The sequence below is a fragment of the Blautia sp. HCP3S3_H10_2 genome, from assembly GCF_052122375.1.
Classification (GTDB): Bacteria; Bacillota; Clostridia; order Lachnospirales; family Lachnospiraceae; genus Blautia_A.
This window is the reverse complement of record NZ_JBQKCL010000005.1, coordinates 209,736-230,249: the sequence shown is the minus strand read 5'-3', so window position 1 is coordinate 230,249 and position 20,514 is coordinate 209,736. Positions and strand designations below refer to the sequence as shown.

Below are 20,514 nucleotides of genomic sequence, written 5' to 3'. Positions count from 1 at the left end.
TATTATTCTGTTATCTCGCATCGTCTGTCCGTCTTGGATTCTGCTGACAGGCATAGGTACTTTTGTCATACCGCCATGCCTTATCTCCGTCCAGATTGGCAAGCAGATGCTTCCGCACATTTTTGTATTCGTCCCCGATTAGTCCGAGGCGGAGCAAAAAGGTGCGGAAGGTAAATGCAGGGTTATCCCCGATCTCTGTCTTTTTGGCATGGGTACAGGACTGGTTGATTGCCTGTGCGGATATGGCAAGTGCCAGTGTAATGTTTGACCGGACTTTCCCTGCATGGAGCGTGCTTTCAAAACAACGCCATTCCAGTGTTCCCTTAGAAAAAACGGCGTGCAGGTTTAATGCATAATACCTTGTCCAGTTATAATGCTCGGAGCTTCCGTCATTTCCTTCATACCATGCCCTTTTGAATTTTTCCATGGTGATGGTGCTGTTCGGCATCCGGCGGATTTTCTCCAGTACCATAGGACGGACTTTCTGGCAATACTCATCTTCTCTTCTGGTCTGCACTTTCAAGGCTTTGAATAAGATATCCTCTTTGCAGTACATAATTGTCAGTGCATTCTTCAGACTCCTTGGTGTATGGTTGGCTGCGTCCACATGGACATGCATGCCACAGGATGAATTTACAAAAGCGCCTGCGTTTTTGACACACCGCACCACTTCCTGGAGTTTTCCCATTTCCGAATATTCCAGTTTTGGGGACACCATCTCCGTGGCATATTCGCTGTCAGCATTCAGACACCTCCCGTGAGATTTGTACTGACAACAGATACTGGAATCATAGGAAAACTTCCAGACCTTTCCATCCGGGTCTTTCACACACCATGAATTGTAAGAATGGATGGAATATGGCTCTGTTCCGAACATTCTTCCAACAGCGACAGCCGCATTGTAACGGCTGATTCCTGTCATCTCAATCTCTGTACCGAAATACTGGTCTTTTAAGTCGATCTGTGTCACCCACCCTTCACTTCTGGAACAGGTGAGCTGCTTCGAATCTCTTCATCCACGGCTTTCAGGTTTCTGCCTATTGCTTCAATAACATTGACGGTGACACCGTTCCCAGCCTGCTTATAAAGCTGGTTGTCGGATGTCTCTTTTTCCATCTTGGAGATCTGGTCGTCCCGGTATCCCTGCAGTCGCAGACACTCCCTTGGTGCCAGCCTGCGGATTCTGCCGTGGTAGATCACGCCATGACGGTCGGTTGCCGTAATGGTGAACATTGGCTCGTCCGGTTCTTTCATCCTTCTTCCATTCTGGCGGACTTTTTCCTTGGCTGGTGTCAGCACTGCCCTTGGCGGTTCTTCCACCAGCACCCCGGAGCTTTCACCCCTGTGGTTATGGATGCTGGAATCCTGTCTGGTATTCAGACATCTTGCAACCTCTGTCACCAGCGGCGGAGGGGAGATATCTACAAAATGCAGTGTCCCCTGCTGGTTTCCGGTCGTCAGAGTATGGGCAATCTCATGCCCAACTCTTCCCCTGCGGCTGTTGATGCCCGGATATCCTAGATCAATGCTGTCACCCTCATAAGCCATCTTGTACCCTTTTCGGGTATTTTCCTTGATCGGGATACCGACTTCGTATAATCCGGTCTTGCCGCCCATACCGCCAGCCCCGCTGGTCAGCGTGCAGCTCAGTCCTTCTTCTGCGTAGACTCTTTCTCCCTGTTTGCCAGCATGGACTTGTATAAGAGCTGTTCCATTTGCTTTTGGGAAAGGTAATATTTTTCCGGCACATCTTCCATCAAGATATCCGACAATATACACCCGTTTCCTTGACTGGGGGACTCCGAAATCCTTGCTGTTAAGCACCTTCCATTCGACATGATACCCCAGTTCAGATAGCGTACTGAGGATGGTGTGAAACGTCCGGCCTTTGTCATGCGAAAGCAGACCGGGTACGTTTTCAAGGAGAAAATACGCAGGTCGTTTGTCTGCAACCAGCCTGGCAACTTCGAAGAAAAGGGTTCCTCTTGCATCGGCAAATCCTTCCCTTCGTCCAGCGATGGAGAATGCCTGGCAAGGAAATCCCGCGCATAAAAGATCAAAGTCCGGCATTCGTTCTGTTTCAATATTTCTTGCGTCATTGCAGAACCACTCTCCTTCCGTATCAAACAGCACCCGGTAGTTGTGGTCTGCATACGCATCCGCTTCACAGTGTCCGACACAGGTGAAGCCTCCTGCCCTTTGCAGCCCTTCTCGGAATCCTCCGATTCCACTGAAAAGGTCAAAAAATCGAATTGTTCCGGCTATCAGCCTCCCTTCGCTGCGAAAAAAACAGTGCAGATTTCTCTGCACCGTCTTAGTCTCTTGGTTTCTGTTATTGATGTCTATTCTTCTGCATCCTCTGGCTCTGTTGCTTCTGGTTCCGTCTCTTCGGTTTCCAGTTCCTCTTCGTCTACTTCTGCTGACTCTGTTTCCTCTGGCTCCTCAGTTTCCGTCTCTGTCGGCTCTTCTTCCGGTTCCGTCTCTTCGGCTTCCGATTCTGTCGGTTCTTCCTCTGCTTCGGCTTCTTTCAACTCCGGCTCTTCTTCCGGTTCGGATTCTGCAGGCTCAGCTTCTTCCGGTTCCGTAGCTCCTGCTGATTCCGCTTTCCATTTGGCTTCCTCTTTTTCAAGTGCCTCTTCGATTAGTCCGATCAGGAAGTCTTTCTGTTTCATGCCGTTCTTGGCGAGGACTGCTTTCAGTCTGGAAAATAACTCCTCGTCTACCTGTACTGCTACTGTTCTTAAATTTGCCATGTCCGTCTTTTCTCCTTTTCTTGTCATGTGTTCTTCGATTACCATTTCAAGGTATTTTGGTATGCTGATTCCTAACTCTTCGACCTCCAGTTTTAGCTTTTCATGCAGCTCTACCGGGATCTTTCCGCATATGTTTTTTATCTCCATGCGTTTGTTCTCCTTTCTTTTTTCTATACACAACATACCCTAAAACGTGGCAGAAAGCTATTCACAATACCCAACGAATATGAGGATTCCAAAAGCCCCCAAAGGATGCAGATCTAATAACATTCAATAGGCATCACCCCTTTCAAAGATCCGTGATTTATACTAATTTAACTGTCTGAATTTTGGCTATTTTATCACCGGGAAAGACTTGACTTTTTCAGAATGCCTCCTCAAGTCCGGAGAGAAAATCCAGCATCTGGGACGGAATTTCTTCCTTCTTTGAAACACTTTCCCCGGAGCCTGAAATGGAAGCACCTGCCAGTTCTTCCCGGATGGCCTGCCGGATGCTTTTCTCCAGCCGGTTGTTTTCCTGATCTTTTAAAATTACCTGAACCAGATAGCTGCTCTTCTGTCCATCCGGAACACTTTTCAGGATCTCCCATGCCCTTTTATGGTCTGGATTCTCCAGGTTCAGGCGGAACGAGAAAACGGGTCTCTTTACTTCGCGCACATCTGCCCCACAATCCGCTCATAGCCGGAAGCGTTGGCGTGTACGTCTGTCAGGTAAATCTGCCGACACAGCCCGTCCTGTGGTGTCACGTGCCGTTTCAGGATGCTGGCTCCGCCGCCCATGATCACGGACGGAATCGCCTTCAGATCGAACCCGGCTTCCATGATTGCAGACAGTATTTTCTCCGTATAAAGCCTTCCCTGCTGGGCAATGATTTCTTTTGCCGCCGGGTCCATGCTGCAGCTCTGGCCGTTCAGAACACGTTCGATCTGAATGTCCGTTATAGACAGTCCGGTATTTCTGCGTACCTGCTCGGTGATCTCATTCACACACCGGATCACACCAAGCTCCAGGCTGCGGCAGGTTGCGGCGTTTGGAACACTGTTGTCCAGCCGCATCAGATCTACGGTCCAGCCACCAATGTCTACGAGAAGAACAGAAGGCTCATCCCGAACACATTCCGGGTGGAGAGCCAAGGCAGAGTATCCCTGTGGGAACAGTTTTACATCCTGAATCCGTATCTCATAGCTTTCATCCTCGTACCGGAAACGCACAGGCTGCTCTTTCCGAAACAGATACTCCCGGAAGCCTTTTTTCTCCCTGCCAAAACTTGCCAAAGGAAGGCCGGCTGCCAGAACCACATCTGCTTTCCGTTCTCCCCGGCGGTAACGGATCTCCTGGGCAATGGCAGCCATTGTCAAAAGGTAATAATTGTCATTGGAAGTCTTACTTCTCACCAGTGTCTGCCGCCCAGTTCCGCACACATAAAATTTCCCATTGTACTGCAGGACATTCTGCATGGTATACGGCTCGTAATCATACCCGGTCAGTCCTGTCGGGAAACACACATGGGGAGTTTTGATAGCATAATATCCATGATCGATTCCTATAATGATAAGTCACCACATCCTTTCTGGTTTTTCTTGTTCTTTTCCAGCAGGTGGTCTTTTTGTCTGGAAAAAGAGAAAAAGGGCAGAACCCCGAAGAGTCCTGCCCGTAATAAAAAATACAGCTATGTACATTTTGTAAATAAATACGCATAGCTGTATTCAATCATTTTTATTTGTTAATCAACGCTGCAAATCGTTAAGGAAAGAATCGAAGATGGTGCAAACGAAAAAGCAGCATTGAGACTTTTCAGTAACTGCCCTTTCGTTTGCATCAATTTCGATTTTTCCTGGTTGAACAAAGTGCGTCCGGTTAGCTTCCATATATGGAGTTTTAATCTTCTTGCTTTTACTCAAAGTTTAACACAGAATGGTGTGAAATATATATTTCTTTGTTAGATGATATGATTTTTTGCATCACAAATAAGCCTCCATCGGAAGCTTCAAAATAAGTGTTCAGTTCATATACATCAGCAAAGCATATGTGGCTTCGGTGTGACATGGCATTGTCCAGGTGAGAGTGGAAGGATTTTTCCACCACAGGATGAGCACTTGCATATATCTTGGTTGTAAAGTAGCTGAATGATGGCAGGTGCATCCATATTTTTCAGTCTGGAAATGTATTTTTGGCATCCAAGGATATTTCTACACATAGTAATCTTTTTATTCTTATTTCTGGATGAAAGAAGACCATAGTGACGAATACGTACAAAACGCTTTGGAGGAACATGCATTAAGAATCTACGGATGAATTCCTCACCAGAGATTGTGAACTCTTTCCACTGCCCTAGTTTTTTGTAATCCTTAGCGGAAAATGTAACGGCAGATTCCGTCATACCTTTAATGCGGTAGTTGCTAATAGCAATCCGATGTGTATATTTTCCAAGATATCTGATAACAGATTCCGCACCGTCAAATGGTTTCTTGCAATAAGGCACCCATTCCTTAGTGTAGCAGGTATTTAACAATTCCTTGAAAGTATAACTGTTTTTGTAAGGGGAAGCCGAACCGTAAAACTCCAGCTTACGATCTTCCCAGAGTTGCTTGAGTTCTGCCATGTACTTTCCACGAAACACTTTGGAGATAACCTTAATCGGTAGGAAGAAATCTTCCCCATTGTCTTTCCAATGATTTTTTACATCCAGTCCACCACCAAGAACAATGGCATGGATATGCGGATGAAAGTTCATTGCACTCCCCCAGGTATGAAGGATACAGATATAGCCGATATCAGCCCCAAGATACTTGCTGTCCGCAGCCAGTTGACTCAAAGTACCTGATGCAGCATGGTAAAGGGCTGTGTATAAAAGCTTCTGATTGCTGTAGATAACAGGATTGAGTTCTTCCGGAACGGTAAAAACCACATGGAAATAAGGTGCATCTAAGATATCCTCACGCCGTGCATCCACCCATTTTTCTTTTGGGAATTCCTGACACATAGGACAGCATCTGTCGCGGCAGGAATTATAGTGGATAGATATACAGCCACAATCCTCACATACACTTACATTTACGCCAAAGGCACCTGTTTTGCAATTCATGATGTGGTAAGCCGTTTTTCTTTGAGTGGCAGAAATATCATGTGAGGTTTCATAGGACGGATAAAAACGATGAAAAACGTCCTGGATAGTACAAGGACTGCTCATGATTCACCACCTTCCGGATCGTCGAACGGACTGCGAATCCCAAGGAGGGTCTTGTTGCTCACATGAAGGTAAACATCTGTAGAGCGAGGATCAACATGTCCAAGAAGTGACTGAATATATTTTATATCCGTACCACTTTCGAATAAATGGCTGGCAAAACTATGACGGCACGCATGAGAAGAAATGCGACGGGTAATACCGGCAAGTTTGGCACTTTTCTTAAAGAACTGGTTAACACTGGCTATATCCAGATATCCACCGGTCCAGGAGCTTGGAAAGAGGATATCTTTAGGACGGCCACATTTGTACCAATACTCTGTGAGAAGGTCAAGATTCTTTTGAGACAGAATCGTATACCTGTCAATTCTGCTTTTGGTTTCGCGAACATGAATCGTCATGTTGGTGCGGGAAATATCATCATAATGGAGATGAACGACCTCTGACACACGTAATCCGGAAGAATACATAGTTGCAATAATAGCTTTATGTTTCAGGTTCGGAGTGGCATCAATGATTGCATTTATTTCATTACGGGTCAGAACAGCCGGAAGATTTCGTTCTCTTTTCATAGCAGGAACAGTATCATCGTCCCAGACAACCTTCAGCACTTTTTTATAGAAGAACTTGATTGCAGACCGATAGTGATTGTGAGTTTCAGGAGACCTGCCTTCCAAACGTTTGGCAGTAAGAAAACTTTCCGCATCTTCAAGCGTAAGAGCAGAGACAGGTTTTCCAATCCAACGAAGGAAGTAACTGACATCAGAGCAATACAGTTGAATAGTTCTTTCTCGTAGGTTACGTTTTTCCGCTTCATTGCGGATAGATTCAAAAATATCTTGGTACATAAAAAACCTCCATGAATGATAAGTTGATGAGAAACACTATCGTTCACGGAGGAGGTCTGGGCAGAAACTTCTGCTTGAAACAGTCATTGGATAATGCTATTCTATTCATGGCGGTGATAGTGTCGATCCTGTTTGATTGTTGGTTGTGGTGACTTAACAATACTACTTTTAGGACTTGGCTACCACTGCCTTTTTATATAAAAATGAAAAACTGCGCCACAGCCCTGGCAGGCCATCGCGCAGCGATTTTGTTCAACTGGAAGTTGTAGTGTTGATTGTCTACAGTAATCTGCTTTCAAATGTATTCGTTTTAAATTATAGACACACTATACTTGTTGCAATCTTCTGCTGAAATACGCTGTCATGCTCCACAAATAACATAGTCGGCTTATACTCTAAAATCAATTCTTCAATTTGCATCCTTGTAATAACATCAATATAGTTTAAGGGTTCATCCCAAATATATAAATGTGCCTGTTCACAAAGACTTCTGGCTATCAGAACTTTTTTCTTCTGACCTTCACTAAAATTTTCAATATTTTTTTCAAACTGGCTTCGTTCAAATCCCATTTTGCGAAGTATTGCTTTCAGCAGACTTTCATCTACCGTATATTGCTCCGCATAAGCCGTAAGGCTTCCTTTCAAATCCGATGTATCCTGAGAAACATACGAAATTTTCAGGTTTGAATCAATATCCAGATTTCCTGAATATTGGATATTTTCTCCACAAATCAGCTTTAGTAGAGTAGATTTTCCACAACCGTTTTTTCCGGTTACAGCAATACGTTCACCCGGATGAAGCTGAAAATGAATATCACTGCATATTCCCACATCACCATGATATAAAGCAAGATGACTTGCTGTAATCAGCGTTCCTCTGCCATAAGAAAGCGGTGATATTTTCAACGAACTGGTTTGTTCAATATTTTTCAGCAGCCCTGATTTCATCTCTATCGCTGATTGCATTCGATTTTCCTGGCTCTTTGCCCGCTTCATCATTTTTGCTGCTTTATGTCCAACAAATCCTTTATCCAATTTAGAACCTGAGTTTCGTGTTCCATTTTTTGTTTTTTCCACTTTGTCAGACCAGTCCGCAGACCTTCTTGCAGCATCAGACAGCCGGATAATATCTTTTCGCAACTTCTCATTTTCGGCAAGTTCAAATTCATCCTGCATCCGTTTGTTGTCCCACCAAGTACTAAAATTCCCCTGTTGTACTTCAATATTATTCCGATTGATTGACAGTGTATGGTCGATACACTTATCAAGTAATTCTCGATCATGAGAAACAAGAATAAATCCTTTTTTCCTTTGCAGATATTCTCCTACCTTTTTTCTCGCTTCTGTATCCAAATGGTTCGTTGGCTCATCAATCAGCAGAAAACGTTCAGAACCAGTAAATAGTGCAGCAAGCAATACTTTTGTTCGTTCTCCATTTGAAAGAGTTTCAAATGGTCTGTATAACACTTCTGCATTCACATCCAATTTTGAAACTTCTTTTAACAATTCCCAATCCTCTGATTCAGGGCAAATCTCATGCATTACATCAATGGTATATTGAGACATATCTTTCACATGATATGGGAAATATTCAAATGTGACATTTGAACTGATGATTCCAGTATAATGATATTTTCCCAATAAAAGGTTAAGAAATGTTGTTTTCCCCCTTCCATTTCTTCCTATAAACCCAAGTTTCCAGTTTGTGTCAATCTGAAAATTCACATTTTCAAATACATTATCATAATGACCTTCGTAACCGAAAGTTAAATTGATTACCTTTATTTCTGACATAAAAATTCCTCCTTTGTTGCGTATGTTCGTCTTCTCAAAGTTGGAATTATGATGGTTAAATTACTCTATGCAAAGTCCATCATCCAACTTTACATAGAGAAAAACATGTACGATTTCAATTTCATTGCTCATAGCAAGTGTTCCTCCTTGTCAAATTCCGAATTGCTAAATTCATTTTCATTGACAATGGTATCATATTTTTTATTGATAATCTAGTTCCTGTATCCATTCTCTGATTTCTATTGGTGCATTTTCGCAAAAATCCTGAATCCACATCTTATGGAGCCTGACTTCTGACTCTGTACTGTCTATGTTTCCAGCACATCCACCTGTTTCCTGAAGTGCTTCCAGGCAAGCCCATTCCTTTTTGAAGTTTCCGGCAAATTCCATCCATACTTTTATATGATATTCCTTAAAACCCAAATGATAAATCAAATAGGTCAACCTGTCAAAATCAGCTAACGGCATTTTTTCTTTTTTCAGCAATAACCTTTTATCATGCTCGCTGCATAGATATAAAAATGCAAGCTGTTCTATCTTTGCCTGCTCCATATATTTCTCCCTTCTCTTCTGCTTTGTCTCACTTTTACAACCGATTCTACCTTGTCCAATCGTTAAAATCAATACAGATGGTGCAAAAAGTGAGACAAGCCATCCTTTTACCAGAGAGGAAGAGATTTAAAATGCCAAAGCCAAGGACACAGTCTGGTGAAAAGAATCTGATCAGCCAACGGTTGATTGAGCTTCGCAGGACTCACAATATGTCTCAGCGTGATCTTGCCTATAAACTCCAGTTAGCTGGTTACGATATGGATAAAAATGTAATCACCAGAATCGAAACAAACAAGCGTTATGTCACTGATCTTGAATTAAAAGCCATTGCTGAAATCTTTCAGGTTTCATACATATTTCTCATTGATGGCAAAGACGAATAGAAGTGACAAATGGGGAAGTTCTTTTCGTGCTTCCCCATTTTATTCGTCCTTATTACAGATTCAGTAGTTCTAAGATTTTCTGCATACCGGCCTGATATAAAGATTCCGCATATAATATCCATCTTTCACTGACTTCAGTAACATATGCGTCTATCGTTTTTCGCTTTTCTTTTGATAATCCCATTGTCTGAACCTGTTCTTCATATTTTGATATTTTTTCCAGCATTTCCTGGTACGCTACATTTTCTTTCAGCTGTTCTTCTATCTCATCAATCCAGGTATCCATCAGCAACTCTAGCAGTTTCTGTGTGCTTTCCCAGTATTGCTTTTTTTATTTTCCCCAGCATAGCTCCATAAGAAATCATTTGAGCCTGTCCCATATAAAAATGGTACTCTTCTTCTATCATTTCCTTTTCGCTCTCCAGTTGGAAATATCGATGTACTGCCTTATGCTCTTCTTCCGTTAGGCTGATTGACTGATTCGTCTCCATAAATGTTTCTATCACTGGATACTTTTCTATAAATTCCAGTATTTTCTTTTGCATTCTCTGGTATTCCGCATTATGCTTTTTCAGATAGATACATACCTGTTCTCCTATCCGTATCCCCAGACATTGTTCGTTCCAGATGATATCTGGCTGTACTGTCATATTGTTTTCTCCCTTCTGTGTAGTTTTTCTGTTCCAAGCACAAGACTATACCACACTTCCGGGAGAAAGCTATTCAGCAGATCTACTGAAATGACCGGGCAGATACTGTGCAACCAGCCTATTGTTACCAAATATTAGAAAAGCAACAGGAATCTCGACTTTTTATCGTTGTTCCTGCTGCTCATAGCATTCTTTATATTTAGTTCAGATTCAAACTTTTTACCCAGTCCTGAACCTCTTCTTCTGATGCATTAGAAGAAAATCTCTTTCCTTCCTGCCAGTCTCCGGTTCCTGCCATTTCCTCTAAAAGTTTTCCGCTGTCTCCAATTCCAGAGGAAGCTGATGTACATACAGGAATTATCGTTTTTCCTGTAAAATCATTACTTTTAACAAACTGGTTTACTGGCCACGCTGAAACTGACCACCAGATGGGGTAACAGAGGACAAGCTCCGTGTACTCACCGAAATTATCAACTGTCGTAGAAACCAGATCTACATCTCTCAGGCTCTCATCGTCATGCTCTCTTGATACTCGGCTGTCGTCATTTGTCCAGTCAAGATCCTCATCTGTATAAGGCTCTACAGGCTCCAGCTCAAATAAATCTCCACCTGTTGTATCTGCAATATAATTTGCGACTGCTTTTGTACTTCCTGTTGCGGAGTAATATACAACCAGTACTTTACCTGTTTTTTCTGTGCCATCCTGTGCAGGTGTTCCTGTTGCTTCCGCTTCTGTCACTGCTGCTGTTGTTTCTGCTTCATCAGAATTTTCTGTTGCTGAACTCTCCTGTTCAGTCTCTGTATTCTGTGCGGTTTCACTGCTCTGATTATCTGATTTATTCGATCCGCATCCTGTCAGTAAAACTCCTGCTAATATACAAACGGCAAGTAACATCCAACTTATGTGTTTCCTCATTTTCAGCATCTCCTTTTCTACGTTATTCTCTATATAAACGTGATACACATTTTTCTGCATTATCTGTGTATACCGTAGTTTTCAACCTCATAATTATAACTTGATACACGCTATACACTACTATAAACTATACTCCATTTATGGGCGGCACTCTGAAAATTCGAGCGATTTCATTTATCTGGAATTTCCTTGTCTCCAAAAACTGTGCTTCGTTCGGAGAGATGGAAATCGGTGTATATTTCATGCCTTCTTCCAGGACGGCAACCTTGTGGCTGTTAGAAGATCCGCCAAAGGTCGAGTTCCAGGAATCACGCACTCTTGCCGGGTCTTTCAGTGTTCCCGGATGTTCCAGCACACCGCTTGGTGCTGCTCCGTTGGCGTAGAACTTACTGCCATACTCCTCCGCTGCGATAGCCAGACCAATGGCATTCTTCGCCATTGCAATGGGACTGTAACCTACAAGGCCATCAAACCCAAGACCAGGAACATGAAGCACATCGGACGGGTCAAGGATGACCGACCCGGTATCCATCGTTGGGGCATCGTCATTGGACTTCGTGTATTTGTAATACAGATGTCCGTTCTTATCCCGATCCACGGTCATGCGGTCAGGCATCAGGGGATAAAGTGCAATGACCTCGCCCTTGCCGTTTCGGATGATCTGGGCATAGGCATTTCCCCAGAGGAGAAGGTGTGTCATGAGGGTTTCCCGGAAGATGAAGGAACTCATCTCCGGATTCGGCTCATCATGCAGAAGTCTGTAAAGCCTGTGATCGATTGCTTTCTCCTTGCCACCGTTTTCCGTATACCGATACACATTCAGCGGCAGGCTTGCCACCGCCTCTGACAGGATACGGACACAGGAATAGACCGCCGTCATCTGCATGGATGTTCTTTCATTGACTCGTTTGCCAGATGCAGAACCACCCATGAAAAAGGTGTAGGAGCTGCCGCTCGTCCTATTCTTAGGAGCATCCCTGGTACGGAACAATCCACTTATAATTCCCATATCAAATCACCATTCCTTTCAAAAAATGAGAAGCCCACGGCTGTCATAGACACTCTCGCTTGTATCGTTACCGCATCGGATTGCCCGGTCCAGCGCCATAATGGTTGCCACCGCTCCGTCAATCTTCTCGGTTGATTTTGCTTTATCTGCCTTGATGTTTCCGGCTGGGTCGGTTCGGATGAAGATGTTATCCATGTTCCATCGAAGAACCGGATGACCGCCGTGAGCCAGCTTCTTTTCCAGGGTCAGCTTCATCAGTTCCTTGGTAGGTGGGGACATGGATGCAAAGCCCTGTCCCATTGGCACGACTGTAAAACCCATTCCTTCCAGGTTCTGCACCATCTGGACAGCACCCCAGCGGTCGAATGCGATCTCCCGGATGTTGTATTTCTCACCCAGTCTTTCGATGTATTTCTCAATGTAGCCGTAATGGACAACATTGCCCTCTGTGGTCTGGATGAAGCCTTGCCGCTCCCACACATCGTAGGGAACATGATCCCGGTTCACACGGATAGGGAGGGTTTCCTCCGGCAGCCAGAAATAGGGAAGAATGTAGTACGGCTCTTCATCATCTTCCGGCGGGAACACCAGGACAAAAGCGGTTAGGTCGGATGTACTGGAAAGGTCAAGACCTCCGTAACATACACGCCCCTCCAGATCTTCCGGGTTGACAGGGAATGCACACGCATCCCATTTCTCCATCGGCATCCATCGGACTGCCTGCTTGACCCACTGGTTGAGTCTCAGCTGCCGAAAGGAGTTCTCCTCGCCGGGGTTCTGCCTTGCAGAATCACAGGCCGCCTTTACCTTATCCATGCCGATGGTTTCACCCAGGGATGGATTCGCTTTTTTCCACACCTTCGGGTCTGTCCAGTCCTCTTCCTGTCCGGCTCCGTAGATGACCGGATAGAAGGTTGGGTCTATCTTCCGTCCCTCCAGGATATCCACCGCCTTCTGGTGTGTCTCATAGCAGATGCTGTTGGTGTCTGTACCTGCTGTTGTGATCAGGAAATACAAGGGCTGCATTCTGGCATCACCAGAGCCCTTCGTCATGACATCAAACAGCTTCCGGTTCGGCTGTGTGTGCAGCTCATCAAAAACAACGCCGTGGATATTAAATCCGTGCTTGGAATACGCTTCTGCGGAAAGCACCTGGTAAAAACTGTTCGTAGGTGTATAGATGATTCGTTTCTGCGATGCCAGTATCTTGCACCGCTTATTGAGTGCCGGACACATTCGAACCATATCGGCGGCCACATCAAAAACGATGGTAGCCTGCCCCCGGTCGGCAGCACAGCCGTAGATTTCCGCTCTCTGCTCTCCGTCCCCACAGCAAAGCAAAAGAGCGACCGCCGCAGCAAGTTCGCTCTTACCATTCTTTTTGGGAATTTCAATGTATGCAGTATTGAACTGGCGATATCCGTTTGGTTTTACAATACCGAACAGGTCACGGATGATTTGCTCCTGCCAGTCCAAAAGCAAAAACGGTTTTCCTGCCCATGTACCTTTGGTGTGACACAGGCACTCGATGAAGTTCACGGCAAAATCCGCAAGCTGCTCATTATATACAGAGTCCTTTGCCTTGAACTTAGTCGGCTTATATTTTTTCTTCTTCACATAGTCACCTCCAAATGGCATAAAAAATAGCCGCCACCAGTTGGTGCGACCTTCATAACGAGATACAGAAGCCTCATGGCTTCCGCATCTGGGAATATTCAAATCCGGGGTCAGTTGAGTTCCGAAAGGAGAATACACAAGGCGAGTTCTGCTTCCTTGCACGTTGGCTTAATGTCCCAGCCCCTGTCATAGTTGGCAATCCACTCGCCATCCATCTTAAGGCTCAACTTTGAAATCTTACCACCGTTGATACCGTATTCCTCACTTGGTTCTTCGTAAACCTTGACCCAGTAATGAACTGCCTTGTATTTTCCGCTTTCCTCCGGAATACCGATTGTGCCTTCTTTCCACATGATCCGTATCCTCCTTACTTCGCTGCCTTAAGAACGTCTACCAGCCATTCTGCTTCCGGGTGGCTTTCGCCTGTAGTCTTTTCAAGGATCAGACTTTCTTCGTCAATGTAGCAAAGTGCCCTTCCGACCTTGATAAACCGAACATTTTCGAAGCCCTTGATGTTCGTGCGGTAGACTCTGGCCTTCCGGCTTTCGCCATCGTAGCTTTTGCCGTCCCAGCCGTTAAAAGTAAACTGTACGCTTTCTGTGGTTTTGGTGAAATGAGCCTCAAAATCGGCTCTGGTGATTGCTGTGTTGTAATCCTTCAGTTCAAATGTTTCTCTCATCTGGTAAATGCCTGTCATGGTGTTTTCCTCCGTTTGTCTTGTTTTCCCTTTCGGTGTGTACATATTCGCTCTGAACGCACATATTATCAAATACATTCAGAGCCATAATCTACACAAATATGAGAAGGAAATACCGGGCAATATGACACCAAGAAATGATATTCGATTATATCTCCTCAACGTAAAAAGGAGCCCCACTGAGAAGCTCCTTTCTGTTTTATTATAGGCTGTAGCGTTCTCCGGTCAGGATGTTCACCACTGTCTGACTTTCCCCAAAGGCCGCTCTCATCTCGTCCAGCTCTTCCTGGCTTGCTGGTCTTGCGTTCCTGCGGTATTCTGCAAGGCTTCTGCTGACCTCTTTCTCTCTGGCAGCCTTTGTGGCTTCCGCATCAACCTCATCGGTTACGTAGGTGAGCTTCTCCAGCATATCGCTCATCAAAACTCGCCCGATGCAGTTCCTTGCAACTCCGTTCTTGTCGATGGTGATTTTGCCGTTTTCCAGGTCTGTCTTAATCTCGGCAAGCTCCTTTTCTGCGCTTGCTTTCCAGTATGCTCCAAGGGCTCCGCTAAGTTCTCTTTCAAATCTTGTCATTGTATTTTCCTCCGTTTTCTTGGTTGTTTTCCCTTTCGGTAGTGACATATTCGCTCTAAAACACACATATAGCAACTCATTTTTGAGGCATATATGTACCAAAGATTGCCGGAGAAATGTGTGTATTTTATGCCATCACGCGGTGGATGGTCTCCAGGATTTTCTCCTGCTCTTCCTCACTTACGCCGATGCTCTCAAGGGCCTGGCGCGTGCCGCAATCCGGACAGATCGGCGTTTCGCCGTCTGTTCTGGAAAGTGCCGGATGGCCAGTGTAGCTGTTGCCGCAAATGGGGCAGGTTCTAACGCTTCTTGTCTCAGTTTTCATTTTTTCCCTCCATGCTGTCATGCATTGCTCTTTTCAGTATGTTTGCATCAAAGCCGAAATCATAGTAACCAAGCAAACAGGTTTCCGTGTAGTTTCTGGTTGGAATGCCCAGCGGCCTGCTCTCATCCATGATGTAAACAAATGCCATCACATTGCGTTTTCTGCTTGTCCGGATTCCGGTGTAGGTGATCGGCATCTCCTTCTTGTAGTAGAAGGTCGGGTACCCCTCATACCGATCAAGCCGTTCTTCGTCTGCTACGGAAACTTCCCAAACCGCTACCGGAACCTTGCCGCCCTCAAAGGGTTCAATTGTCAGGTAGGAGCCAGTCTTGCTTCCCTTAAACAAAAGCCGGTAGTCGGCAATCTCGGCGGTGCCAAGAACTCTGGCGTCTGGGCATCTCCATCGCATCTGGGTTAGGTTCAAATTGCTGCCATAGGCTAAGTAATATCTTTTCATTGGTTGTCCATCCTTTCTGAAGGGCTCACCCTTCTACCACCGAAAGCCCGCCGGAGCGGGTGTCGGTTGTATAAGGCTAAGTCCTTTATGCTCTGCAGCCGCTTCTGAAAGCTGCGTCTCCGGAAAGGCGGCGGGTCAGGACCTCTCTTGCGGTCGCAAATTCTTCGCCAATGAATCCAAGGCGAAGGAGCCAGGTGCGCATCGCGTATTTCGGATTCTCGTTCTGCTGAGGCTTGGCGCTGGCGCTTCTCACGCTCTTGGCCATCTGGCTAAGGGCCAGGCAAAGCTGAATGTAGCTCTTAAGCTTTCCGGCGTGAAGGCCGTTCACCTTTCCGTTTGCCGGTGCATCGAATTGGAAAAGGCGAAACTCAATGGTGCCCTTGGTGAAGGTGGCATGCAGGTTCAGCATGTGGTAGCGGCTATCGTTGTAATGATGGCTGCGTCCGTAGTTGGCACCGTTGCTCTCGTACCAAACGTCTGCCAGGGCGCTCATGGTCTGCGGCTTCTTTTTGTTGACCGCCTTCAGGAAATCAGGGTCAACCGGTCTGCAGTAGCGGCCTATTCTGTAGTCATCCAGTGCCAGGGCGTCTTTCAAAAGACTTTCGTGGCTTGCCATGATGTTGGCCAGGTTTCTCAAGGTTTGAGGGGTGTGTCCCTTTGCTCCAATGTGGATGTGGACTCCGCAGCCTCTGGTGTAGTCGCTCTTGGCACCGGCCTTGCGAAGGCGTCTGACCAGCTCCTGCAGGGTTTCGATATCGGAGTAGTTCAGGATTGGGGTAACCATTTCGCATTTCTGGCTGTCGGCTCCGTGAATGCTGACGTCCTTCTGCATTTTCCACTCGCGGCCCTGCGCGTCCCAGGCGCTCCAGGTTTCGTATCCGTTGCGGCGGGCGGTGTATTCGTAGCGGCCTGTTCCAAAATACTCCGCTGCAAGGCGGGCTGCTTTCTCGCGGGTGATGTTGTTCATCTCAATCTCAACTCCGATGGTCTGCTTCTTCATCTCTTCAATCTGGTTCATGGTCTTGTCTGTCATTGCCTTTATCTCCTTCGCTTTTGCGTTTTTGTTTTCCCTTTCGGTGTGTACATATTCGCTCTACTCCGGACATATAGCAAGTTATATATGAGGCATAATATACACAATGATTTTCGTAATGTGTTGTGTATATCTGTCAGAATGAAGAAGGCTGGAAAAGCACTCAGGGATGCATCCGTTCGGAGAAAGATGCCCCCAAAAGGAAGCCTATTTTGAAGTAATGGCAGTAAAGTTTCTGCTCAAGATCAGCGCGGGATTCCAGGTATTTGGATAACTGATTCCTATCAGCCTCGGACAGGGACTTCTCAATTGTGGTGCGAATTTCTGACTGCTGATGGATAAGCTCGGCAATGGCGGGATCGTCATTTGGAATCTCTTCCCAAGGAGAGAGCCGACCATAGAACAGTTCCTCCAGAATATCGTGGGCCATTTACTCCACCACCTTCCTACATGCATCGACCCCAAACGCCACACTCAGTCCGCATCCATTATCCCAGGCTACCATGATGCTGCCGATATCATCCACGCCTCTGACCGTTCCTTTCGTTCCAATGGGTGGCGCTTGGGGATCGTCCATTTTCACCAGTTCAACGCGGGTTCCAGCAGGGTACTGTTTTCTTATTCGAAGGACTTCTTCGTGCCGTGGAAATGTCATGCCTGTTCACCACCCTTCGCAACCGGGCTCTTAAAAGCAGCCGATCCTGAAAGGTTCTTCATCAAAATCTTTCGCACCTGCTTGTACTCATCACCGATCATTCCAAGACGCAGAAGGAAGCATCGGAATTCGTATTTCTCATTGACAATTTCCTTTTCTTTTGCGGAAACCCGATGTGCATTTCTGGCCATTTCGCAAAGGGCCGAAATAAAGTGCATCCAGGCATTGATGGTGTCAGGGTGGGTGTCACTTGGCAGCCACGGAAAATCGATGCAACCTTCATCGTCCCAGAGAACTGGAAGAAGGTGTCCACCATCCAATGCCTTCTTGATGAGGGGACCCTTCGCCTGTAGCAGTGTTTTCAAATTCGCAATCGCCGTTTCGCTCATGCTGCTTAATGGAACGCGAATGCTTACCGTTCCTTCAGCGCCGTTATCCGTTGTTTGGATTTGTTGCTGTTCCACTTCTCTCTGCTCCTCGTTAGCAGCTTCCTGTGCCGCAAAGAAATCTGCCTCTTCAGAATGGAAGCCTGCTACTTCCAGCGCTTGGATCAGGCTGCAGCTTTCTTCCATATGAGCCAGATCGGCATCATCCAAATCGCTCCAGGAAAGGGCTCCGTCCTTTGAAACGGTGTAGGTTCCAACCTGGTATGCAAAGGTTGGGGCACTCAGGTACTTTGCTTCCATACCAAGATGCTCGCTAATAGCTTTTACTAAGTTCTTGCGGTCCTGACCGCTTACGTTAAAATGGTGAATCATATGAATTTCCTCCTTCAATTTGGTAGGTACATATTCGCTCTAAACCGCACATATATCCAGTTAATTCGACAATGTAAAACCACCAAAGATTGCCAGGAGAATGTGTGCATATTAGTCCATCTTACCGTCGAGGTATCTCCAGTAAAGCCAGATGAAAATACCAAGAAAAATCCATCCGATCAGTAGCAGCACCAGAATTACCAGTGCCGCTACCAGAAGGATTCTCACGACACCTCCAGCTCTTTGACAAGGTCTGCGTACATGAACTTCTCGCCATTCCGAATAACATACACATCGTCCGGATTGCCGCCGTCCTCCACATATCTTCGGAGGATCACCGAAGCGTATTTCTCATCCAGCTCCATTGTGCAGCAGATACGCCCGGTCTGTTCGCAGGCCATCAAAGTAGAACCGCTGCCACCGAAGGTATCGATCACAACGGCATTCATCTGCGTAGAATTGCCGATGGGATATGCAAGCAGGTCAAGCGGCTTGGAAGTCGGATGGTTCTTATTGCGCTTCGGCTTGTCAAAATTCCAGATGGTGGTCTGCTTGCGGTCGGAGTACCAGGGATGCTTTCCATTCTGAAGGAAACCATACAGCACAGGCTCGTGCTGCCACTGATAATCCGAGCGGCCAAGCACCAGAGAGTTCTTCACCCAGATACAGCATCCAGCGAGATGGAATCCCGCATCCACAAATGCCCTGCGGAAGTTCAGACCTTCCGTATCCGCATGGAACACATAAGCCGCACCGCCCTTTTCCAGATGGTCAGCCATGTTCTTCATGGCAGAGAGCAGGAACTGGTAGAACTCCTCACCCTTCATGGAATCGTTCTGGATGGAAAGACCATCGGAACTCTGGAAGGATACTCCATACGGAGGATCGGTCAGTATAAGGTTGGCTTTCCTTCCATCCATCAACTTTGATACATCCTCTGCGGAGGTGGCATCACCGCACATCAGTCGGTGTCTGCCTACAGTCCAGACATCACCCCGCTCGACAAAGGAGGCTTTTTCCAGAGCAGCGGATAAATCAAAATCATCATCTTCCGCTCCGGTATCATTCTCCTCCTTGAAAAGATCGGTGATCTCCTGTTCCTCAAAGCCCGTCAGAGACACATCGAATGCCTCTGCCTGCAAAGCCTCGATCTCGACACGTAGCAGTTCTTCATCCCACCCGGCATCCATAGCCATACGGTTGTCGGCCAGAATGTATGCTTTCTTCTGGGCTTCGGTCAAATAGTCCACATAGACACAAGGCACTTCCTTGATGCCTTCCTCACGCGCAGCAAGGATTCTGCCGTGCCCGGCAATCACATTCAAATCCCTGTCCACGATGACTGGATTGATAAACCCGAACTCTCTCAGGCTGGCACGAAGTTTGTTGACCTGTTCAGCTGAGTGCGTCCGGGCATTATTTACATACGGTATTAACTTGTCGATGGAAACCAATTCCATCTGGGTTGTGGTTTTCGCCATCAGCCGCTCCTCCTTCTTAAGACTCTCTGAAGACTTTTTCTCGTATCCGGCAGGTTCCTTTTGGGAATGCTCTGCCGGATGTTATTCTTTGGAAATGGAGTTTTCTTTTTCTTAGCCATGTCAGACACCTCTCCTCGTGCGAAGCAAGCGCTCCATCACATCGTCCTGCGGGGTAGCCCCTTGGAAATCCACGGAGCAGTTTTCCTTCACAACCTGGAAAATCTGATACCAGATCTGATTGGTCTGCTTCATGTACTGCTGTGCCATTGCAACATAGGGGGAAGCACAGGCTGCACCAGTTGTCGGATGCTTTGCGAGAAAACCGTACTCAGAAATGCACTCCTCGCACTGAATCCACCGGCTGACGCTCATGGCGTACTGTTCCACCAACTGTACATTCACAATAGCGGCGCATCCTCGCTCCTTCAGCCATTTCCATGTTTCGTTATAGACCTCTTCTGCGCAGAGGGAACCAACCTTCTGCCGTGCTTTGAGGTAATCCTTGAGCGGGGGAATGTCCTCCCCCTGGAACTGAGCAGCATCTGTGAATTCCATCACGGTGGCTGCCTGTCCCTCGCTTATTTTCTCAGCCAGTGCCTTTGTTTTCCGGCCAGCACCCATCCGAGCACCGCCCCTGGCTGTACCATCCTTCGCCATTCAGGCACCTCCATTTCAACTTTTTAACGATAGGGGGTTTAATACCCCGTTTGAAATCGCATTTTTACGCGTTTGAGGGCGGCACCGTTGCCCAGCAGGGCAAACCGTAGAGATTTTGACCGCCCCTACCCTTTTAGAAAAAGACTGTCACGACTGTCACTCAGAAA

25 protein-coding genes and 1 pseudogene are annotated in these 20,514 nt (G+C 46.3%); 1 reads left to right on the top strand and 25 read right to left on the bottom strand.

Translation table 11 applies throughout. The features are described 5' to 3' along the window. Positions 1 to 10: 10 nt before the first annotated feature. From ACTQWB_RS07575 to ACTQWB_RS07535, 9 genes are all read right to left on the bottom strand, one after another. The gene (locus tag ACTQWB_RS07575) at positions 11 to 961 is read right to left on the bottom strand and encodes an amidoligase family protein (protein WP_334304839.1); all 951 of its coding nucleotides are present in this window, start codon (positions 959 to 961) and stop codon (positions 11 to 13) included. Between the two features lie 5 nt (positions 962 to 966). Beyond that, positions 967 to 2,268, bottom strand: coding sequence for a DNA (cytosine-5-)-methyltransferase (gene dcm, locus ACTQWB_RS07570; protein WP_288788339.1), 1,302 nt, complete (start codon positions 2,266 to 2,268; stop codon positions 967 to 969). Between the two features lie 74 nt (positions 2,269 to 2,342). Beyond that, complete coding sequence (locus tag ACTQWB_RS07565; protein WP_288788321.1) at positions 2,343 to 2,900, bottom strand: hypothetical protein; 558 nt, start codon at positions 2,898 to 2,900, stop codon at positions 2,343 to 2,345. 217 nt (positions 2,901 to 3,117) lie between these two features. Then, positions 3,118 to 3,411, bottom strand: a complete 294-nt coding sequence (locus ACTQWB_RS07560) for a plasmid segregation centromere-binding protein ParR (RefSeq protein ID WP_288788323.1) — start codon at positions 3,409 to 3,411, stop codon at positions 3,118 to 3,120. Continuing rightward, positions 3,399 to 4,307 (bottom strand): ParM/StbA family protein, encoded by a 909-nt coding sequence (locus ACTQWB_RS07555; RefSeq protein ID WP_288788341.1) that lies wholly within the window; start codon positions 4,305 to 4,307, stop codon positions 3,399 to 3,401. The genes ACTQWB_RS07560 and ACTQWB_RS07555 overlap by 13 nt, the downstream gene beginning before the upstream one ends. A 461-nt stretch (positions 4,308 to 4,768) precedes the next feature. Next, a complete protein-coding gene (locus ACTQWB_RS07550) occupies positions 4,769 to 5,944 on the bottom strand; it encodes an IS91 family transposase (protein WP_288788325.1) in 1,176 nt (391 codons plus the stop codon). Next, positions 5,941 to 6,789, bottom strand: coding sequence for a tyrosine-type recombinase/integrase (locus tag ACTQWB_RS07545; RefSeq protein WP_288788327.1), 849 nt, complete (start codon positions 6,787 to 6,789; stop codon positions 5,941 to 5,943). Before ACTQWB_RS07545 ends, ACTQWB_RS07550 begins: the two co-directional genes overlap by 4 nt. A gap of 315 nt (positions 6,790 to 7,104) precedes the next feature. After that, positions 7,105 to 8,583 carry an Lsa family ABC-F type ribosomal protection protein gene (locus tag ACTQWB_RS07540; protein WP_288788329.1) on the bottom strand — a complete coding sequence of 493 codons (1,479 nt, stop codon included), beginning with the start codon at positions 8,581 to 8,583 and terminating at the stop codon, positions 7,105 to 7,107. Positions 8,584 to 8,784: 201 nt separating this feature from the next. Beyond that, the gene (locus tag ACTQWB_RS07535) at positions 8,785 to 9,135 is read right to left on the bottom strand and encodes a hypothetical protein (protein WP_288788331.1); all 351 of its coding nucleotides are present in this window, start codon (positions 9,133 to 9,135) and stop codon (positions 8,785 to 8,787) included. A gap of 131 nt (positions 9,136 to 9,266) precedes the next feature. Between ACTQWB_RS07535 and ACTQWB_RS07530 the strand changes: the two genes are divergently transcribed. Then, a complete protein-coding gene (locus ACTQWB_RS07530) occupies positions 9,267 to 9,518 on the top strand; it encodes a helix-turn-helix domain-containing protein (RefSeq protein WP_019162211.1) in 252 nt (83 codons plus the stop codon). A gap of 52 nt (positions 9,519 to 9,570) precedes the next feature. Here the strand turns inward: ACTQWB_RS07530 and ACTQWB_RS07525 are convergent, their stop codons facing one another. The 16 genes and pseudogenes from ACTQWB_RS07525 to ACTQWB_RS07450 all read right to left on the bottom strand — a co-directional run bounded on the left by ACTQWB_RS07525 (position 9,571) and on the right by ACTQWB_RS07450 (position 20,347). Next, positions 9,571 to 9,804: a hypothetical protein gene (locus ACTQWB_RS07525; protein ID WP_288788334.1), complete on the bottom strand. Its 234-nt coding sequence runs from the start codon at positions 9,802 to 9,804 to the stop codon at positions 9,571 to 9,573. Further along, positions 9,788 to 10,168 (bottom strand): DUF6664 family protein, encoded by a 381-nt coding sequence (locus tag ACTQWB_RS07520; RefSeq protein ID WP_441038846.1) that lies wholly within the window; start codon positions 10,166 to 10,168, stop codon positions 9,788 to 9,790. The genes ACTQWB_RS07525 and ACTQWB_RS07520 overlap by 17 nt, the downstream gene beginning before the upstream one ends. Positions 10,169 to 10,367: 199 nt before the next feature. After that, on the bottom strand, positions 10,368 to 11,084 hold the full coding sequence (locus ACTQWB_RS07515) for a flavodoxin (protein WP_288788338.1): 717 nt from the start codon (positions 11,082 to 11,084) through the stop codon (positions 10,368 to 10,370). A 142-nt stretch (positions 11,085 to 11,226) separates the two neighbouring features. Continuing rightward, positions 11,227 to 12,093 (bottom strand): annotated as a pseudogene (locus tag ACTQWB_RS07510) (phage portal protein); the annotation flags it as partial. 18 nt (positions 12,094 to 12,111) lie between these two features. Continuing rightward, the gene (locus ACTQWB_RS07505; protein ID WP_441501320.1) at positions 12,112 to 13,731 is read right to left on the bottom strand and encodes a terminase large subunit; all 1,620 of its coding nucleotides are present in this window, start codon (positions 13,729 to 13,731) and stop codon (positions 12,112 to 12,114) included. Between the two features lie 89 nt (positions 13,732 to 13,820). Further along, on the bottom strand, positions 13,821 to 14,063 hold the full coding sequence (locus tag ACTQWB_RS07500; RefSeq protein ID WP_441501319.1) for a DUF7678 domain-containing protein: 243 nt from the start codon (positions 14,061 to 14,063) through the stop codon (positions 13,821 to 13,823). Between the two features lie 14 nt (positions 14,064 to 14,077). After that, positions 14,078 to 14,407, bottom strand: coding sequence for a hypothetical protein (locus ACTQWB_RS07495; protein WP_441501318.1), 330 nt, complete (start codon positions 14,405 to 14,407; stop codon positions 14,078 to 14,080). A gap of 202 nt (positions 14,408 to 14,609) precedes the next feature. After that, positions 14,610 to 14,981: a hypothetical protein gene (locus tag ACTQWB_RS07490; RefSeq protein ID WP_441046818.1), complete on the bottom strand. Its 372-nt coding sequence runs from the start codon at positions 14,979 to 14,981 to the stop codon at positions 14,610 to 14,612. A 127-nt stretch (positions 14,982 to 15,108) separates the two neighbouring features. After that, positions 15,109 to 15,306, bottom strand: a complete 198-nt coding sequence (locus ACTQWB_RS07485; RefSeq protein ID WP_441046817.1) for a hypothetical protein — start codon at positions 15,304 to 15,306, stop codon at positions 15,109 to 15,111. After that, entirely contained in the window at positions 15,296 to 15,763 is a 468-nt protein-coding gene (locus ACTQWB_RS07480; RefSeq protein WP_441501317.1) for a gamma-glutamylcyclotransferase family protein, read from the bottom strand. Before ACTQWB_RS07480 ends, ACTQWB_RS07485 begins: the two co-directional genes overlap by 11 nt. 85 nt (positions 15,764 to 15,848) lie before the next feature. Further along, complete coding sequence (locus ACTQWB_RS07475; protein WP_441501316.1) at positions 15,849 to 16,796, bottom strand: amidoligase family protein; 948 nt, start codon at positions 16,794 to 16,796, stop codon at positions 15,849 to 15,851. 163 nt (positions 16,797 to 16,959) lie between these two features. Continuing rightward, positions 16,960 to 17,226 (bottom strand): DUF6809 family protein, encoded by a 267-nt coding sequence (locus tag ACTQWB_RS07470; protein ID WP_441501315.1) that lies wholly within the window; start codon positions 17,224 to 17,226, stop codon positions 16,960 to 16,962. Continuing rightward, on the bottom strand, positions 17,227 to 17,451 hold the full coding sequence (locus tag ACTQWB_RS07465; RefSeq protein ID WP_178686186.1) for a DUF4314 domain-containing protein: 225 nt from the start codon (positions 17,449 to 17,451) through the stop codon (positions 17,227 to 17,229). Next, complete coding sequence (locus ACTQWB_RS07460; RefSeq protein WP_441501314.1) at positions 17,448 to 18,209, bottom strand: virulence protein; 762 nt, start codon at positions 18,207 to 18,209, stop codon at positions 17,448 to 17,450. The genes ACTQWB_RS07465 and ACTQWB_RS07460 overlap by 4 nt, the downstream gene beginning before the upstream one ends. Positions 18,210 to 18,433: 224 nt before the next feature. After that, a complete protein-coding gene (locus tag ACTQWB_RS07455; protein WP_441501313.1) occupies positions 18,434 to 19,690 on the bottom strand; it encodes a site-specific DNA-methyltransferase in 1,257 nt (418 codons plus the stop codon). A gap of 120 nt (positions 19,691 to 19,810) precedes the next feature. Further along, positions 19,811 to 20,347 (bottom strand): P27 family phage terminase small subunit, encoded by a 537-nt coding sequence (locus ACTQWB_RS07450; protein WP_441046810.1) that lies wholly within the window; start codon positions 20,345 to 20,347, stop codon positions 19,811 to 19,813. Positions 20,348 to 20,514 lie beyond the last annotated feature (167 nt).

Excerpts from the sequence above, each read along its gene's own strand:
- ACTQWB_RS07485 (WP_441046817.1), bottom strand. The coding sequence starts at position 15,306 with ATGAAAACTGAGACAAGAAGCGTTAGAACCTGCCCCATTTGCGGCAAC.
- ACTQWB_RS07565 (WP_288788321.1), bottom strand. The coding sequence starts at position 2,900 with ATGGAGATAAAAAACATATGCGGAAAGATCCCGGTAGAGCTGCATGAA.
- ACTQWB_RS07460 (WP_441501314.1), bottom strand. The coding sequence starts at position 18,209 with ATGATTCACCATTTTAACGTAAGCGGTCAGGACCGCAAGAACTTAGTA.
- ACTQWB_RS07495 (WP_441501318.1), bottom strand. The coding sequence starts at position 14,407 with ATGACAGGCATTTACCAGATGAGAGAAACATTTGAACTGAAGGATTAC.
- ACTQWB_RS07545 (WP_288788327.1), bottom strand. The coding sequence starts at position 6,789 with ATGTACCAAGATATTTTTGAATCTATCCGCAATGAAGCGGAAAAACGT.
- ACTQWB_RS07520 (WP_441038846.1), bottom strand. The coding sequence starts at position 10,168 with ATGACAGTACAGCCAGATATCATCTGGAACGAACAATGTCTGGGGATA.
- ACTQWB_RS07470 (WP_441501315.1), bottom strand. The coding sequence starts at position 17,226 with ATGGCCCACGATATTCTGGAGGAACTGTTCTATGGTCGGCTCTCTCCT.
- ACTQWB_RS07455 (WP_441501313.1), bottom strand. The coding sequence starts at position 19,690 with ATGGCGAAAACCACAACCCAGATGGAATTGGTTTCCATCGACAAGTTA.
- ACTQWB_RS07550 (WP_288788325.1), bottom strand. The coding sequence starts at position 5,944 with ATGAGCAGTCCTTGTACTATCCAGGACGTTTTTCATCGTTTTTATCCG.
- ACTQWB_RS07500 (WP_441501319.1), bottom strand. The coding sequence starts at position 14,063 with ATGTGGAAAGAAGGCACAATCGGTATTCCGGAGGAAAGCGGAAAATAC.
- ACTQWB_RS07490 (WP_441046818.1), bottom strand. The coding sequence starts at position 14,981 with ATGACAAGATTTGAAAGAGAACTTAGCGGAGCCCTTGGAGCATACTGG.
- ACTQWB_RS07515 (WP_288788338.1), bottom strand. The coding sequence starts at position 11,084 with ATGAGGAAACACATAAGTTGGATGTTACTTGCCGTTTGTATATTAGCA.
- ACTQWB_RS07525 (WP_288788334.1), bottom strand. The coding sequence starts at position 9,804 with ATGGATACCTGGATTGATGAGATAGAAGAACAGCTGAAAGAAAATGTA.
- ACTQWB_RS07540 (WP_288788329.1), bottom strand. The coding sequence starts at position 8,583 with ATGTCAGAAATAAAGGTAATCAATTTAACTTTCGGTTACGAAGGTCAT.
- ACTQWB_RS07465 (WP_178686186.1), bottom strand. The coding sequence starts at position 17,451 with ATGACATTTCCACGGCACGAAGAAGTCCTTCGAATAAGAAAACAGTAC.
- ACTQWB_RS07475 (WP_441501316.1), bottom strand. The coding sequence starts at position 16,796 with ATGACAGACAAGACCATGAACCAGATTGAAGAGATGAAGAAGCAGACC.
- ACTQWB_RS07450 (WP_441046810.1), bottom strand. The coding sequence starts at position 20,347 with ATGGCGAAGGATGGTACAGCCAGGGGCGGTGCTCGGATGGGTGCTGGC.
- ACTQWB_RS07505 (WP_441501320.1), bottom strand. The coding sequence starts at position 13,731 with ATGCCATTTGGAGGTGACTATGTGAAGAAGAAAAAATATAAGCCGACT.
- ACTQWB_RS07530 (WP_019162211.1), top strand. The coding sequence starts at position 9,267 with ATGCCAAAGCCAAGGACACAGTCTGGTGAAAAGAATCTGATCAGCCAA.
- ACTQWB_RS07480 (WP_441501317.1), bottom strand. The coding sequence starts at position 15,763 with ATGAAAAGATATTACTTAGCCTATGGCAGCAATTTGAACCTAACCCAG.
- ACTQWB_RS07535 (WP_288788331.1), bottom strand. The coding sequence starts at position 9,135 with ATGGAGCAGGCAAAGATAGAACAGCTTGCATTTTTATATCTATGCAGC.